This window comes from Streptomyces sp. M2CJ-2 (assembly GCF_016757295.1).
Classification (GTDB): domain Bacteria; phylum Actinomycetota; class Actinomycetes; order Streptomycetales; family Streptomycetaceae; genus Streptomyces.
In genome coordinates this window covers 1-14,655 of sequence record NZ_JAESIF010000030.1, presented here as the reverse complement: position 1 = coordinate 14,655, position 14,655 = coordinate 1, and the positions used below count along the sequence as shown (strand labels likewise).

The 14,655-nt window shown below is 71.8% G+C and carries 14 protein-coding genes and 1 pseudogene; 3 read left to right on the top strand and 12 right to left on the bottom strand.

The features are described 5' to 3' along the window. Nucleotides 1–278: 278 nt before the first annotated feature. Together JL475_RS22025 and JL475_RS22020 are read right to left on the bottom strand one after the other, a co-directional pair. Nucleotides 279–959 (bottom strand): hypothetical protein, encoded by a 681-nt coding sequence (locus JL475_RS22025; RefSeq protein WP_202279542.1) that lies wholly within the window; start codon nt 957–959, stop codon nt 279–281. A 121-nt stretch (nt 960–1,080) separates the two neighbouring features. Beyond that, nucleotides 1,081–1,470 (bottom strand): arsenate reductase family protein, encoded by a 390-nt coding sequence (locus JL475_RS22020; protein ID WP_202279541.1) that lies wholly within the window; start codon nt 1,468–1,470, stop codon nt 1,081–1,083. Between the two features lie 239 nt (nt 1,471–1,709). On the opposite strand from JL475_RS22020, the gene JL475_RS22015 reads away from it, so the two are divergent. After that, entirely contained in the window at nt 1,710–2,024 is a 315-nt protein-coding gene (locus JL475_RS22015; protein ID WP_202279540.1) for a hypothetical protein, read from the top strand. 28 nt (nt 2,025–2,052) lie between these two features. Here JL475_RS22015 and JL475_RS22010 read toward each other — a convergent pair whose 3' ends face one another. From JL475_RS22010 to glnA, 3 genes are all read right to left on the bottom strand, one after another. Further along, a complete protein-coding gene (locus tag JL475_RS22010) occupies nt 2,053–3,480 on the bottom strand; it encodes a HEAT repeat domain-containing protein (protein WP_202279539.1) in 1,428 nt (475 codons plus the stop codon). A 10-nt stretch (nt 3,481–3,490) separates the two neighbouring features. Further along, nucleotides 3,491–3,763, bottom strand: a complete 273-nt coding sequence (locus JL475_RS22005; RefSeq protein ID WP_202279538.1) for a hypothetical protein — start codon at nt 3,761–3,763, stop codon at nt 3,491–3,493. Nucleotides 3,764–3,917: 154 nt separating this feature from the next. Next, entirely contained in the window at nt 3,918–5,327 is a 1,410-nt protein-coding gene (gene glnA / locus JL475_RS22000) for a type I glutamate--ammonia ligase (RefSeq protein ID WP_202279537.1), read from the bottom strand. A gap of 246 nt (nt 5,328–5,573) precedes the next feature. Between glnA and JL475_RS21995 the strand changes: the two genes are divergently transcribed. Continuing rightward, nucleotides 5,574–6,044, top strand: coding sequence for an RDD family protein (locus JL475_RS21995; RefSeq protein WP_202279536.1), 471 nt, complete (start codon nt 5,574–5,576; stop codon nt 6,042–6,044). A 132-nt stretch (nt 6,045–6,176) separates the two neighbouring features. Here JL475_RS21995 and JL475_RS21990 read toward each other — a convergent pair whose 3' ends face one another. The 4 genes from JL475_RS21990 to lipB all read right to left on the bottom strand — a co-directional run bounded on the left by JL475_RS21990 (nt 6,177) and on the right by lipB (nt 9,367). Beyond that, nucleotides 6,177–6,881: a DUF4191 domain-containing protein gene (locus JL475_RS21990; protein ID WP_202279535.1), complete on the bottom strand. Its 705-nt coding sequence runs from the start codon at nt 6,879–6,881 to the stop codon at nt 6,177–6,179. Nucleotides 6,882–6,936: 55 nt separating this feature from the next. Beyond that, the gene (locus tag JL475_RS21985) at nt 6,937–7,140 is read right to left on the bottom strand and encodes a hypothetical protein (RefSeq protein ID WP_202279534.1); all 204 of its coding nucleotides are present in this window, start codon (nt 7,138–7,140) and stop codon (nt 6,937–6,939) included. Nucleotides 7,141–7,475: 335 nt separating this feature from the next. Beyond that, nucleotides 7,476–8,441 (bottom strand): lipoyl synthase, encoded by a 966-nt coding sequence (gene lipA, locus JL475_RS21980; RefSeq protein WP_202279533.1) that lies wholly within the window; start codon nt 8,439–8,441, stop codon nt 7,476–7,478. Nucleotides 8,442–8,569: 128 nt separating this feature from the next. Continuing rightward, entirely contained in the window at nt 8,570–9,367 is a 798-nt protein-coding gene (lipB, locus tag JL475_RS21975) for a lipoyl(octanoyl) transferase LipB (protein WP_202279532.1), read from the bottom strand. Between the two features lie 387 nt (nt 9,368–9,754). Here lipB and JL475_RS21970 point away from each other — a divergent pair, with 387 nt between their 5' ends. Continuing rightward, the gene (locus JL475_RS21970) at nt 9,755–11,215 is read left to right on the top strand and encodes a regulator (protein ID WP_202279531.1); all 1,461 of its coding nucleotides are present in this window, start codon (nt 9,755–9,757) and stop codon (nt 11,213–11,215) included. Nucleotides 11,216–11,317: 102 nt separating this feature from the next. On the opposite strand, the gene JL475_RS21965 is transcribed toward JL475_RS21970, so the two are convergent. From JL475_RS21965 to JL475_RS40175, 3 genes and pseudogenes are all read right to left on the bottom strand, one after another. Next, a complete protein-coding gene (locus JL475_RS21965; protein WP_202279530.1) occupies nt 11,318–12,712 on the bottom strand; it encodes an NAD(P)/FAD-dependent oxidoreductase in 1,395 nt (464 codons plus the stop codon). Nucleotides 12,713–12,982: 270 nt separating this feature from the next. Then, nucleotides 12,983–13,927, bottom strand: coding sequence for a TIGR01777 family oxidoreductase (locus tag JL475_RS21960; protein WP_202279529.1), 945 nt, complete (start codon nt 13,925–13,927; stop codon nt 12,983–12,985). Nucleotides 13,928–14,206: 279 nt separating this feature from the next. Continuing rightward, a pseudogene (locus JL475_RS40175) lies at nt 14,207–14,655 on the bottom strand (transposase); the annotation flags it as partial.

Below are 14,655 nucleotides of genomic sequence, written 5' to 3'. Positions count from 1 at the left end.
TGTCGCGATGAGCTCCCGGAAACCGTCCATGCCCTCATTGAAGCAGACCGAGGCCCCCGGCAGGAGCCTCGGTTCACCACGTGGACTGTGCGTGGACTGTGCTGTGAGGGCTTCTCACTCCCCCGGACGCAGGGAGCCCCCCCCCGCTCTCGACGGCGGCCGAGCGGGGAAGGGCTCCCGTCACACCCCGGGGCGGCGACCCGGGTCGGGGCGGTACCGTGGCACGCCCCGCCCCCCGAACTGGGTCTCCGTCCCGGGGAACTCGTGGCGGCCCGGGGTCAGCCCACCTTCTCGATGAGCGCCCGGCGGATCAGGAACTTGCCGGGCTCCCGGACCTGTTCGAAGGCCGCGTTGTTGAGCAGGGCACAGCTGCCGGACACCCCGGTGACCTCCACCGTCGTGGACTTGTTGTTGTCCAGGTTGGTGACCTTCAGCTTGGTCCCGGCCGGGAACTGGTTGCTGGACGCCGCCGGGGCGCCGTCCTCACCGGAGAGGGTGACCGTGGAGCCGTTGCACACCTGCTGGCCGGAGGCCGCCGCGCCGTCGCCGCCCTGGTCCTGTGCGGCGTCGCCGCCGCCGGCCTGTTCACCGGGGGCGGGCTGTGCGGGCTGCTCCGGCTGTGCGGGCTGAGAGTCCTGAGCCGACTCCCCAACCGCGCACCCGGACGCCCTCTGCTTGAGCTCGATCTCCGCGATGACCGCTTCGCGGTTGGCGATCCGCGCCTCGGACTGCGCATCGGGATTGGCCCGTTGGCCCTCGATGAACTTCTGGTTGTTGCCGAGCGCCGTGGCGAGACCCTGGCAGACCGTCGAGTCGGCCGCCGACTTGGTGGTGGGCGCCGCCGTCTGGGAGGCGTTCGACGTGGTCGCCATGACGAAGGCACCGCCACCGGCCACCGTCGCGGCGCTCAGCAGCAACGCGAGCTTCTTCTTGGGGCCGAGAGTTCTCCTGCGCGACATGCGCGCCTCCTGAAGCGGTAGGGGAACGTACGCCGCTATGTACGAGATGCCGAACGAAGTTACTCAGCGGTCCGGCCGACTCCCCGAAGTGGCCTGCGTCACACGCCGCCTGGTCTCGGCGTCAGGCGTCGGGCGTCTGACGGGACGGCGTCTGACGGGACAGGGCGTCCCGTACCGCCTCCTCGCTGCGGGCCACGACCGCCGTGCCGTCCTCGGCCGTGATGATCGGGCGCTGGATCAGCTCGGGGTGCTCGGCGAGCGCCGCGATCCAGCGCTCCCGCGAGCCGGCGTCCCGCGGCCACTCCCTGAGCCCGAGTTCCTCGGCGGCCGCCTCCCCCGTACGGGTGATGTCCCACGGCTCCAGCCCCAGCCGCTCCAGCACCTCACGGATCTCGCCCTGACTCGGCACGTCCTCCAGATAACGGCGGACGGTGTAGTCGGCGCCCTCGGCGTCCAGCAGGGTGAGGGCGCTACGGCACTTGGAACAGGCCGGATTGATCCAGATCTCCATGCCGCTCACCGTACGCCCCCTCCGCTCCGCCAAGCCGTTGTTCGAATTTCCCGTGGTCTCGGGGACACCTTCCGAACCAGGCGTTCCGCAGCCGGAACCCCTTCTTCACCTGGGCATTCGACCACCGTTCCGGAGCCCCGGATGTCAGTGCCGGGCAGTAAACTGGATGCAGTGTTCGAGGGTGTCACCGGGATCGGCGTGGATCTCGGTGGGCGCCCTGACCGCGACAGGAGGATGCCGTGCCCGCTGCCGCACTGAAGCCGAAGCCCCTGCCCACCCAGTCCACCGCGAAGCGTCCCGTCCTGCTCGAAACGCCTTGCGCGCCCGTCGAGAAGCGACCGCTGCCGCCGGGCCGCCCGCGGGAGTGGTACGTCACGCACAACCGCCGGCTCAAGGCGATGCGGCTGGCCATCGCCCTGCTCGACTCCGGCGTCTACCTGCCCGACCAGGCACCCGACGAGACGATACGCAGCACGGCGGAGCTGATCGGCATACACCCGCCGTCGCACACGACCTGCCGCATGGTCCGCACCTTCATGCGCTCCAACCGCTAGCCGCCAGGGTCGACGGGCGGGGTCTGTCTCAGGAGGACAGCCCCGCCTCCCACTTGCGTCGCTTCAGGACGTGCTCGCTGAACAGATGGCCGGCCCGGTCGAGCAGTTCGCCCACCTCCGGGTCCCCGGGGCGCGTGTCGGTGGCCGGATGCCAGCGCTGCACCGACTGTCCGGCCCACATCCGCAGTTTGTCGTCCGGGCCCTCCAACAGGCTGACCGCCGCCCGCAGCCCGATGACCCCGCCCCGGGCATCGAGCAGCCGGAACGCGGCGACTCGGACGTGCCGGGGGCGCCCGGTGTCGAGGAACCCCGTCAGACGGTCGGCGGGGAGCGACCCGGAGAAGGGAAGCAGAGCGGTGGCCGCCTCCCGCACCACACCGGACGCGGGGTCGTCGAGCAGCGGCAACAACTGCTCCGTGTCGCTCACGTCGAGGATGCGCAGCCCGGCCACCGCCCGTGCCCGTACCGCCGGTGCCGGGTGGGCGAGCAGTGGCCACAGCAGTTCCGCGTCGGCGCGCTGTCCGCACTCCGCCAAGCCGATGGCCGCGCCGGACGGCACCGCCGGGTCCGCCGGGTCCGCGCACCGTTCGCGGTACCAGGGCAGTGGATCCGTCCCGTGCCGGCGCACGACGTACCGCGCGCAGGCCCGGACGATCGAGGCCCGGTCGGCGAGGAACTCCACCGCCCGCTCGGACCGCCCGGCCCGCTTCAGCGCGGTGACACCGGCCGACCGTGCCCGCGGGTTGCGCGCGCCCAGCAGCGGCTCCAGCACGTCGTCCCAGTCGTCCCGGCCGGCGCCGGTGCTTGTGGCAGCCAGGGCGGCGTCGGCACAGAGGGCCTGGACGACCGCGTCGTCGTCCCGGGCGGCGTGGCGGGCCAGCTCGCCGGGGGAGAGGAGACCCCCTTCGACGGCCGCCCGGAAGGTGAACCGGCGCAGGAGACGGTCGGGGTGAGTGCGCAGGGGCAGCAACAGCTCGCGCGGAGCCCGGCGGAGCGCGGTGCCGAGCAGTTCGAGACCGAAGTCCCCGCGCTCGCGGCGGGCGACCCGCAGAACCAGCGGTGCGAGGGAGACGACCGTCTCGGCACTCACCTCCCCGGCGAGGGTCTCGCCCAGCAACTGCCGGGCCCGTTCGCGTACGGGCGCCGCCCAGTCGGCGGCACGCACGACGAGCAGGGGCAGCAGCACGGGGCGCTCCGCCACCCCGGCCAGCGCACGCTCGCGTATCCGCCCGTCGGGATGGCACAACGCCAGAGCCAGCCACGACTCTTCCGGCAGTTCCACGGCCCCCGCGTCCGGCAGCGGCGCGGGCCAGTACCACGCCGACGCGCGCACGCCCTCGTCCAGCGAGATCCAGGCACTCCCACTCGGGTCGGCGAGGTCCAGCACCTCACCGAGGGCGGCCCCCCGGGCCAGGCGCGCCGCCGCCGTCTCCCCGCTGATGACGCCCTCGTTCATCCCGTGCTGATCAGTACGGGCGGAAGTTGATGTAACCGAGGAACACGATCACTGCGGCGACGCAGCCGAGGACCACGGCCGTGGACACCCAGGACGACGAGCCCCGGGGCGACGACCGCCGGGACCCCCGGTACTCCGGCTCGCCGCGGAACGGGACCGGGCCGGGCGGGTTGTCCTTCCAGCGCGCGGTGAGCATCCGGGCGCGGGCCGACGGCTCCTTGTGCTCGGCCCCGTCCGCCCACTTGATGTCGAACTCGCGCTCCTCGTCGTCCCTTTCGGGCATCCCCGTGAACCTCTCTCGAACAGCAGTGTCAGTTTTCCATCATCCCTCTCCGGCCTCGCCGAGGAAAGCACGTTCCGGAAACGCGAGACGCCCCTGCTCCTGGAAGCACAGGAACAGGGGCGCCGTACGGCTGGGACGCGTGCGCGTCAGTGGATCACACGTCGAAGTACAGCTCGAACTCGTGCGGGTGCGGGCGGAGGGCCAGGGGGGCGATCTCGCTGGTGCGCTTCAGGTCGATCCAGGTCTCGATCAGGTCGGTCGTGAAGACGTCTCCCTGGAGGAGGAACTCGTGGTCGGCCTCGAGGTGGTCGAGGACGGCGGTGAGGGAGGTCGGGACCTGGGCCACGTTGGCGTGCTCCTCGGGAGCCAGCTCGTAGAGGTCCTTGTCGATCGGCTCGGCCGGCTCGATCTTGTTCTTGATGCCGTCCAGGCCCGCGAGCAGCAGGGCCGAGAACGCCAGGTAGGGGTTGCCGGAGGCGTCCGGGGCGCGGAACTCGACGCGCTTGGCCTTCGGGTTCGAGCCGGTGATCGGGATACGCATCGCGGCGGAACGGTTGCGCTGCGAGTACACCAGGTTCACCGGGGCCTCGAAGCCCGGCACCAGGCGGTGGTAGGAGTTCACCGTCGGGTTGGTGAACGCCAGCAGCGACGGGGCGTGCCTGAGGATGCCACCGATGTAGTAGCGGGCCATGTCCGACAGGCCCGCGTAGCCCTGCTCGTCGTAGAACAGCGGTTCGCCACCCGCCCACAGCGACTGGTGGACGTGCATGCCCGAGCCGTTGTCACCGAAGATCGGCTTCGGCATGAAGGTCGCGGTCTTGCCGTTGCGCCAGGCGACGTTCTTCACGATGTACTTGAAGAGCTGCAGGTCGTCGGCGGCGGCGAGCAGGGTGTTGAACTTGTAGTTGATCTCGGCCTGGCCGGCGGTGCCCACCTCGTGGTGCTGGCGCTCGACCTTCAGGCCGGACCGGGCCAGCTCCAGCGAGATCTCGGCGCGCAGGTCGGCGAAGTGGTCGACCGGCGGGACCGGGAAGTAGCCGCCCTTGTAGCGGACCTTGTAGCCGCGGTTGTCCTCCAGCGCGCCGGTGTTCCAGGCGCCCGCCTCGGAGTCGATGTGGTAGAAGGACTCGTTCTCGGCCGTCTTGAAGCGCACGCTGTCGAAGACGTAGAACTCGGCCTCGGGGCCGAAGAACGCGGTGTCCGCGATGCCGGTGGAGGCCAGGTACGCCTCGGCCTTCCTGGCCACGTTGCGCGGGTCGCGGGAGTACTGCTCGCCCGTGATCGGGTCGTGGATGAAGAAGTTGATGTTCAGCGTCTTGTCGCGGCGGAACGCGTCGAGCCTCGCGGTCGAGAGGTCCGCGCGCAGCGCCATGTCGGACTCGTGGATGGCCTGGAAACCACGGATCGAGGATCCGTCGAAGGCCAGCTCCTCGTCCGGGTCGAACGCTTCGGCGGGCACCGTGACGTGCTGCATCACACCCGGGAGGTCGCAGAAGCGGACGTCGATGAACTTGACGTCCTCGTCCGCGATGAACTTCTTGGCCTCGTCGGCGTTCTGGAACATCCAGCTCCTCCTACTCCCGACCGTCCCGCCGGGGTGGTAGATCGTTCGTGCGGCCGGTGCAGGTGGCCCGCGTTGTACTCGACCCTAGGGACGGGGCATTTCTCCGGCGTGACCCATTTGTTTCGCACAAGTTAACCAGCGCATTCCCCACGGTAGTCCGGACACACGTCGTCGTCGCGCCTCGTCCCGGGCCCGGCCCGCACCCCGCTGTCCTCCGGCCGTATTCCGGCGCAGTACCGTGTAGGGGTGGACAACAGGCAGGCAATCGGATCGTGGCTTTCCGGGCCGCGCGCGGCCCTGGAAGAAGCCGGCGCCGACTTCGGATACCGGGGTGAGCAGCTCGGGCTGCCGGAGGACGGGCCGGGCTCCATCGCCCGTCCGGGCCGAAGGCTGGGCGCGCTGGCCGTCGACTGGGGCCTGTGCGCGCTGGTCGCATCCGGCCTGATCACCCACGGCTTCCACGGGCAGGCGACCAGCAACTGGACGCTGCTGGTGTTCTTCGTGCTGAGCGTTCTCACCGTCGGTACGGTCGGGTTCACTCCCGGCAAGCGCCTGTTCGGTCTGCGCGTCGTCGCCGTGGACAGCGGCCGGGTGCAGCCGCTGCGCGGCCTGGTCCGCTCCGCGCTCCTCTGCCTCGCGATCCCCGCCCTGGTCTGGGACCGCGACGGCCGCGGCCTGCACGACCGACTGGCCCGCACGGTCGAGGTCCGGATCTAGCCGGACCCGAAGGACCTCGAAGGACCTCGAAGGACAGCGACAGCGGAGCAACAGGCAGGACCGTCGTGCACGACGAGGGGCGCCCGGAAACCTTCCGGGCGCCCCTCGTCGTGCACCGTGTGTACGGCGGCTTCAGCGGGACTTCGGGCCGCCGCCCTTCGGGAGCTTCATGCCCTTGGGCATGGGGCCCTTCGGGAGCGGCATGTTGCTCATCAGGTCGCCCAGTGCGCGCAGCCGGTCGTTGGTCACGGTGACCTGCGGGCCGGTGAGGACACGGGGCAGCTTGAGCATGGTCGTGCGCAGCTTCTTCAGCTCGACCTGGCCCTCGCCCGTGCCCACGATCATGTCGTGCACCGGGACGTCCGCGACGATGCGGTTCATCCGCTTCTTCTCGGCGGCGAGCAGGCTCTTCACCCGGTTCGGGTTGCCCTCGGCGATCAGCACGATGCCGGCCTTGCCGACCGCGCGGTGCACCACGTCCTGGTTGCGGTTCATCGCGACCGCGGGAGTCGTCGACCAGCCCCGGCCGACGTTGTCCAGCACGGCCGCGGCGGCGCCCGGCTGTCCCTCCATCTGGCCGAAGGCAGCCCGCTCGGCCCTGCGCCCGAACACGATCGCCGTCGCGAGGAAGGCGAGCAGGAAGCCCAGGATGCCGAGATAAACGGGGTGACCGATCAGGAAGCCGATCGCGAGGAAGACACCGAAGGTGACGATTCCGATAGCCGCGAGTACAAGGCCGATCTTCTTGTCGACCCTGCGGGTCATCTTGTAAGTCAGAGCGATCTGTTTCAGTCGCCCGGGGTTCGCAGCGTCCGCTGCGGTTTCCTTCCTCGCCATGTCACGAAGTCTACGTGCCCCCGGAAGCGAGGACGACGGCAGTGCCTTCGGAAGCTCAGAGACCGGTGGCGGTCGGGGACTGGTCGAGTACGCGCTCCGCCTCCACCCGGTCCTTGGCGCGACGGCGGTCCTCCAGGACGGAGGTCCAGGCGTTGCGACGGGCGGTGCGCTGGCCGCTGCTCATCAGCAGCGACTCGACGGCGCGCAGCGCGGTGCCGAAGGACGGGATGGCGGTGGCGCGGACCGGCGCGGCCTGCATCGTGGAGGTCCTCCTCGAAGCGTCTTCGGGTACGGGTACGGGTACGACAGTGGGTGCGGCTGTGAGCGCGGGTGCACGTGCCGTGATTCCAGGGTCACTGATTGGTGTTACCAGGGCGTGACCCCCCGGTCAAACGCACATGAAGCCCCGGTTCGAGCCTCGCGAACGCCGACACGGCCCCGGCGTACGCCCTCATCTGCGAGGACGGCCGGGACCGCGTCGTCTCGGCCATTACTGGCCAGTAGTTTCTTGTGCGCGAGTTCACACGCATGCCGCACACCGCATCGCGGTGTCCCCCCGCGTCCCGTGCGAGTGCGGGGCGCGGGGACGCGGCGTCAGACGGCCTGGGCGGCGATGTACGCACCGCGCTTCTCGACCGCCATCCGGTAGAGGCGGCCGGCCCGGTACGAGGAGCGGACCAGCGGGCCGGACATCACACCGGAGAAGCCGATCTGCTCGGCCTCCTCCTTCAGCTCCACGAACTCGTGCGGCTTCACCCAGCGCTCGACGGGGTGGTGCCGCACCGACGGGCGCAGGTACTGCGTGATGGTGACCAGCTCGCAGCCGGCGTCGTGCAGCTGCCGGAGCGCGTCGCTGATCTCCTCGCGGGTCTCGCCCATGCCGAGGATCAGGTTCGACTTGGTCACCAGGCCGTGGTCCCGGGCGGCGGTGATGACCTTCAGGGAGCGGTCGTAGCGGAAGCCGGGACGGATCCGCTTGAAGATGCGGGGCACCGTCTCGACGTTGTGCGCGAACACCTCGGGACGGGAGGAGAAGACCTCTTCCAGCTGCTCCGGGACCGCGTTGAAGTCGGGGGCCAGCAGCTCGACCTTGGTGCGGCCGTCCGCGCGCCCGGCGGTCTGCGCGTGGATCTGGCGCACGGTCTCGGCGTACAGCCAGGCGCCGCCGTCCTCCAGGTCGTCGCGGGCGACGCCGGTGATGGTGGCGTAGTTCAGGTCCATGGTGACCACGGACTCGCCCACGCGGCGCGGCTCGTCACGGTCGAGCGCCTCGGGCTTGCCGGTGTCGATCTGGCAGAAGTCGCAGCGCCGGGTGCACTGGTCGCCACCGATGAGGAAGGTCGCCTCGCGGTCCTCCCAGCACTCGTAGATGTTCGGGCAGCCGGCTTCCTGGCAGACCGTGTGCAGGCCCTCGCTCTTGACGAGGTTCTGCATCTTCGTGTACTCGGGCCCCATTTTCGCCCGGGTCTTGATCCACTCGGGCTTGCGCTCGATCGGGGTCTGGCTGTTGCGGACCTCCAGGCGCAGCATCTTGCGTCCGTCCGGTGCGACTGCGGACACGTCGGCTCCCTAGCTTCGATTCTTCGGCGTACACCAGGGTACGCCCGTGTTTGACGGGCCTGACGGTCAGGCCAACCTCCGAGACCCGGGGCCCATTCCCGCCGCGTCGGACGGTCGTGACCGCCGGGTCAGGCGGTGGCGCGGACGATCTCCCGCGGCTTGAGGTCGGCGTGCTCCAGGATGTCGCGCAGATGCCGCTCCACCACGGGGAGCACCTCCTCGATCGTGATGTCGCGGCCCAGTTCGCTCGCGAGGGAGGCGACGCCCGCGTCGCGGATGCCGCAGGGGATGATCCGGTCGAACCACTTGTTGTCGGGCTGCACGTTGAGCGCGAAACCGTGCATCGTGACGCCCTTGGCCACCCGGATGCCGATCGCGGCGATCTTGCGGTCCTCGCGGCGCTGGCCGGCGTTGGAGGGGGCGTACTGGGGACCGTTCAGCCGCGGGTCGAACTCCTCGTCGTGCAGGCGGGGGTCGAAGTCCAGGGAGAGCCCGCCGAGCGCCGGGCGCTGCTCCACCGGGTCGCCGAGCACCCACACACCGCTGCGTCCTTCGACCCGGGTGGTCTCCACGCCGAACTCCGCGCAGGTGCGGATCAGGGCCTCCTCCAGGCGCCGGACATGGGCGACCACGTCCACCGGGCGGGGCAGCTTCTGGATCGGGTAGCCCACCAGCTGGCCGGGGCCGTGCCAGGTGATCTTGCCGCCGCGGTCCACGTCGATGACCGGGGTGCCGTCGAGGGGGCGCTCACTGTCCTGGGTGCGCCGGCCGGCCGTGTAGACCGGGGGGTGCTCCAGCAGGATGACGGTGTCGGGCACCTCGTCGGCGAACCGTGCCGCGTGCACCCGGCGCTGCTCGTCCCAGGCCACCTGGTAGTCGACGGCCTCGGCCCCGAAGCCCATTCGGACGAACCGCAACTCACTCACGGCGAGCGCCTCCCGGAAGGTAGTAAGGCAGAACAAACATGGAACGCAGAACGACGCAGAACGACGCAGAGCGCGGTAAGGCACGAAAGGCGCCCAAGCCACTGTACGACCGTACGACCGGCTTTCCTTTCGGTGGTGGTTCCGGGGGTGGCTCCGGTGGCATTTCCGGCGCCCGTGCGGCGCGCGTCCGGCGCGCGTGCGGGCCCCGTGCCGGTCGCTGCCCGTCAGCCTCGGGGGAAATCCTCACACGATCGGATGAATGCGGATCGAAATCTGCGACCAGGCGTTCACTCTCCGCTACATTCGCGCCGTCCAGAAGGCCATAAGGGCTGCTCACAGGTGATCCGGGCATCAACGTTCGCCGGAAGGCAGGAGACCGCACCACAGATGACGGAACGACCCGCGCAGCGCACCCCCAACCGTCAGCTCGCCGCGCTCATCGCAGAAGCGGGATTCTCCAACGCGGGACTCGCCCGTCGCGTGGACCAGCTGGGTCTCGAACACGGGCTGGACCTGAGATACGACAAGACCTCCGTCACCCGCTGGCTGCGCGGGCAGCAGCCCAGGGGGGCCACGCCCGCGCTGATCGCCGAGGTCTTCACCCGGCGCCTCGGCCGCCGGCTCACCGCCCAGGACCTCGGCCTGGACGCCTGCGCCCCCGTCTACGCGGGTCTGGAGTTCGCCGCCTCCCCGGAGGAGGCCGTCGACATCGTCAGCGGGCTGTGGCGCAAGGACTCCGGCAGCCACGCCGAGCTGCGCAAGATCGCCTTCACCTCGGCCGGGCTCGTCGTGCCCAGCCGGGACTGGCTCATCGGCCGCGCCGACGAGAAGGTGGCCCGCCTCGAGCCGCCGGTCCGCGTCCCGGCCCAGGCCCGTTCGGTCGGCCGCCCCACCGGGCCGCCCGAGCTCGGCACCCGCCGCCAGCCGGCCGAGCGCGGCCCCGGTCAGCGGGTCACCGGCGGGGACATCGCCGCGCTGCGCTCGGTCTGCGAGCTGTTCCGCACCCTCGACGACGCCTACGGCGGCGGCCACGCCCGCCAGGCCCTGGTGCGCTACCTGGAGCACGAGTGCGAGCCGATGCTGCGCGGCACCTACGGTGAGCAGACAGGCCGCCGCCTGTTCGCCGCCGTCGCCGACCTGACCCGGCTGGCCGGCTGGACGTCGTACGACATCGGCGCGCACGGACTCGCCCAGCGCTACTTCGTGCAGGCGCTCCGCCTCGCGCAGGCCGCCGCGGACCGGACCTACGGCGCGTACGTGCTGGTCACCATGAGCCGTCAGGCCGTCTACCTCGGCCACGGGCGGGAGGCGGTGCAGCTCGCCCGAGTGGCCCAGCAGGGCGCGGGCGGCTCCGCCCCGCCCGCCGTGCAGGCCCTGCTGCACGCGGTCGAGGCACGGGGGCACGGCGTGCTCGGCGAGGTCCGGGCCTGCACCGCGGCCCTGGTGCGCGCCGAACGCGCCCTGGAGAACGCCCGGCCCGGCGACGAGGTCCCGCACTGGGTGCGGTTCTTCGACGAGGCCCAGCTCGCCGACGAGTTCGGCCACTGCCACCGTGACCTCCAGCAGTTCCGCGCCGCGGCCCAGCACGCGGAGCGCTCGCTGCAGCTGCGCGCCCCCGGATACGCCCGCAGCCGCCTGTTCTGCCGGGTCGTCCTCGCCACCGCACGCCTCGGCCTCGGCGAACTCGACCAGGCCTGCCTGCTCGCCGCCGAGGCGGCCGGCCAGGCGTCCGAGATGCGCTCGGTACGGGCCGTGGAGTACGTCCGGGACTTCGAACGCAGACTGGAGCCCTACCGCGACACGGCACCGGTACGCGTCTACCGCGACAGGATCGCGGCGTACTGCTGAGTCACCGCGGCTGAGGCACCGCGGTGGTGCGTGGTTGGGGCCACCACGTCCCTCCGGGGGTGGTCACCGAAGGGACGCGGGGCGGCTGGGGGGAGCGGCCGGTCAGGCCGCCCGGGCCGTGGGGAGGGGGTCCGCCCTGTGCATCGGACGGCCCGCGCCGAGGTCCGCGAGGATCGCGGCCGAGGCACGGCGGCCCGAGTGCAGGGCGCCCTGCACGGTGCTGGTGTCCCGGTGGTCGCCGCACACGTACAGGCCCGCCAGCAGCCGCACCGGCCGCCGCAGATCGTGCGGCGGCCGCATGGCCGGGACGGCGTCCGCGGTGTGATACACCCCGAGCGTCTCCCAGCGCGCCGTCGACGTGCCGTACAGCCTGGCCAGATGCATGCGCACACCGGTGTCGATCTGGGCGCCGGGCGGGCCCAGGACCGTGGACGAGACCAGCGCGCGGTCGGCCGGGGCCCGGGACGGGTCGACCCGGCTGACCACCGCCGTGTGCGCCACCGGTCCGCCCCGGTCGGAGTCCAGGAGCAGCGAGGCGCCGGTCTCCGGGGGCTCCTCGGTGGCGTGGTGCACCACCGTCACCGGGTGGAAGTCCGGCACCCGCAGTCCCGGCAGCAGCCGGGCGGCGGCCCGCGCGTCCGTCGCGACCAGCACCGCGCGGCAGCGGAACTCGCCGTGCTCGGCGGTGGTCACCGACGTCGTGGAGACGGAGGTGACCCGGACGCCCGTGTGCACCGTCCCCGGCGGCAGCCCCCGCGCCAGCAGTTCCGGCAGCGCCTCCGCACCGCCCTCCGGCACGCACAGCCGCCCGGCCGCGAAGGCGCGCAGCGCGAGATCCGCGCACCGGCTCGACGTGGTGAGGTCCGGGTCGCACAGCAGGGCGGCGAGCAGCGGGCGGAGGAAGCCGTCGACAGTGCGGGCCGGCAGGCCCCGGGCGGTGAGTGCCTCGGCGGCGGTCGACTCGGGCCGGGCCAGCAGCCGTTCCACCGGAGTGCCGGCCAGCCGGGTGAACGCGGCGCCCAGGCGGGCCTGGTCGACGGCCGTGCCCAGCGGGGCGCCGGTCCGGCTCCGGGGCGTGGACACCTGCCGTCCGGGAACGGCCGCAGGCCTCCTGGACGCGGCCCCCGCCCGGGGGGCGCTCGCGAGGGCGCGCACCGTGTGGAGTGCGCCCCTTGCGCCCCTCGCACCGATCGGTACGCCGGCCCGGTGGTGGCGTCCGCCGCTGTGCAGCAGAACGCCGGGTGCGAACGGGCGCAGGGCGAGCCCGTTCCAGTCGGCGGCCGGCCGCAGTTCGGGATACGCCGTGGACAGCAACTGCCCGATTCTGTCGAGCCGGAAGCCGTCGACCTTGTCGGTCGCCATCCGGCCGCCCACGGTATGGGCGGCTTCAAGGACCACGGTGGTGACTCCAGCGCTGGTCAGGCGTCGCGCCGCGGAGAGTCCGGCGACCCCGGCCCCCACGACGACGACGTCCGCCTGGTACGTGGGCTCAAGCACGTGCCCCTCCTCGAGGTTGCGCGGACGCTGGAGACGTGATGCCCCCAACAGGCCCCAGGAATACCCGAGTTCTGGTCGAGGTTAGGTCCGTGGCGGATCGTGTGGCGTCGCGCATCGGCAGGGGCACGGGCGCACGGCGGTCGCACACACACGCCGGACGGCCACCGCACGGCCCCCGGGGGCGCACCGGCTTCGGCCACCGGCCCTCCACGCCCCGGCCGCCCGCCCCTCAAGGCGGGAGGACCGTGACCCAGGTGCACTGACGGGGGGTCACAGGGCCGCGCGGATCGCGCCGTCGATCTCCGGGAAGGCGAAACGGAACCCCGACTCCAGCAGCCGGGTCGGCAGCACCCGGGCACTGCCCAGCACATCCCCGGCCATCTCGCCGAGCACGGTCCGCAACACCGGCGCGGGCACCGCGAACACCGCCGGCCGGTGCAGCACGCGCGCCATCGCCTCGGTGATCTCACGGTTGGTCACCGGATGCGGCGCGGTCAGGTTGAACGGCCCCGACAGCCCGTCGGTGTCGAGGAGATGACGCAGGGCGGCCACCTCGTCGTGCAGCGCGACGAATGACCAGTACTGACGCCCGTCGCCCAGCCGCCCGCCCAGTCCGGCCCGGAACAGGGGGAAGAGCCTGGCCCACGCCCCGCCCTCGCGGGCCACCACAAGACCGGTCCGGGCGAACGCCGTCCGCACCCCCGCCTGCCGCGCCGGCGCTGCCGCGGCCTCCCACTCGACGCACAGCTCCGGCAGGAAGCCCGTGCCCGCCGGCGCGCTCTCGTCGACGGTCCGCTCACCGGTCTCGCCGTAGTAGCCGATCGCGCTGCCGTTGACGAACACCCGGGGCCGTACGTCCCGTGCGAGTCCGGCGAGGGCCTCGGCGAGCGCCGCCGTGCCCCGCACCCGGCCGGTGCGGATCCGCTCCTTGTACGCGGGCGTCCAGCGCCGGTCGCCCACCCCGGCACCGGCGAGATTGACCACGGCGTCGCACCCGGCGAGACCGGCCGCGTCCACGGTGCCGCGCTCCGGGTCCCACCGGACCTCGTCCGCCGCGCGCGGCTCGGCCCGCACCAGGCGCACCACCGTGTGCCCGTCGGCGGTCAGGGACCGTACGAGCGCGCCGCCGATGAGACCGGACGCGCCGGCCACCGCGATGCGGGAGGGCCGGGAGGACCGGGAGGAGCCGGCGGATCCAGCGGATGCAGAACTCATGACGACCATCCTGCCCGCAGCCCGGACGACAGCGCGGGCGCACCGCGCGAGCGGTCGTAAAGTGACCCTCATGCCTGAGAGCCTGTGGACGAACCCCCGTTCGGATCAGCCCGAGGGGCCTGGTGCCTTCGAATCCGAGGCGGAGGAGGGAGTGATGGCGGAGCCATCGCGACTGACGACAACGCGTGGGGGTCCCCCCTGCTCGAAGAGCTTGGGGGAGGAGGTGCCAGGCCCCTCGGGCCCGGGCGGGGGTTCGTCCACAGGCTCTGAGCTTGAAATTTAACCTTTGCGACCTTTGGACTGATTCCGTTCAGTGATGCTCTCGGGACGTCTGGTCGTTTTACCGACGTCATGGCGGGTTGCTGGGTGGCGGTTCTTCGAGCCACGTGGTCTGCCCGGCCCGGGTGTTGAGGGTTTCGGTGCGCGGGCCGGGCTATGAAGGTGCGGGCGGATGTTCCGGAACCCGCGCCGGACGCGGGCGGGGGTGAGCCGGCCGGGCTCGGCCGGTTTCTCCCAGGGATGGCGGAGGTCGGCGGCGGCATCACGGGTGAGGCGGAGCTGAGTGTGGGCGGCGATGACCAGCCAGGTCCAGCGGTCGGCCGCCTCGGGGCTGCGGAGTTTCGGCCGGGTCCAGCCGAGCGTCTGCTTGATCATGCGGAAGGTGTGCTCCAGATCGAATCTGCGCAAGAACGCCTGCCAGCGCAGGTCGACATCCTCGCTGGTCATGC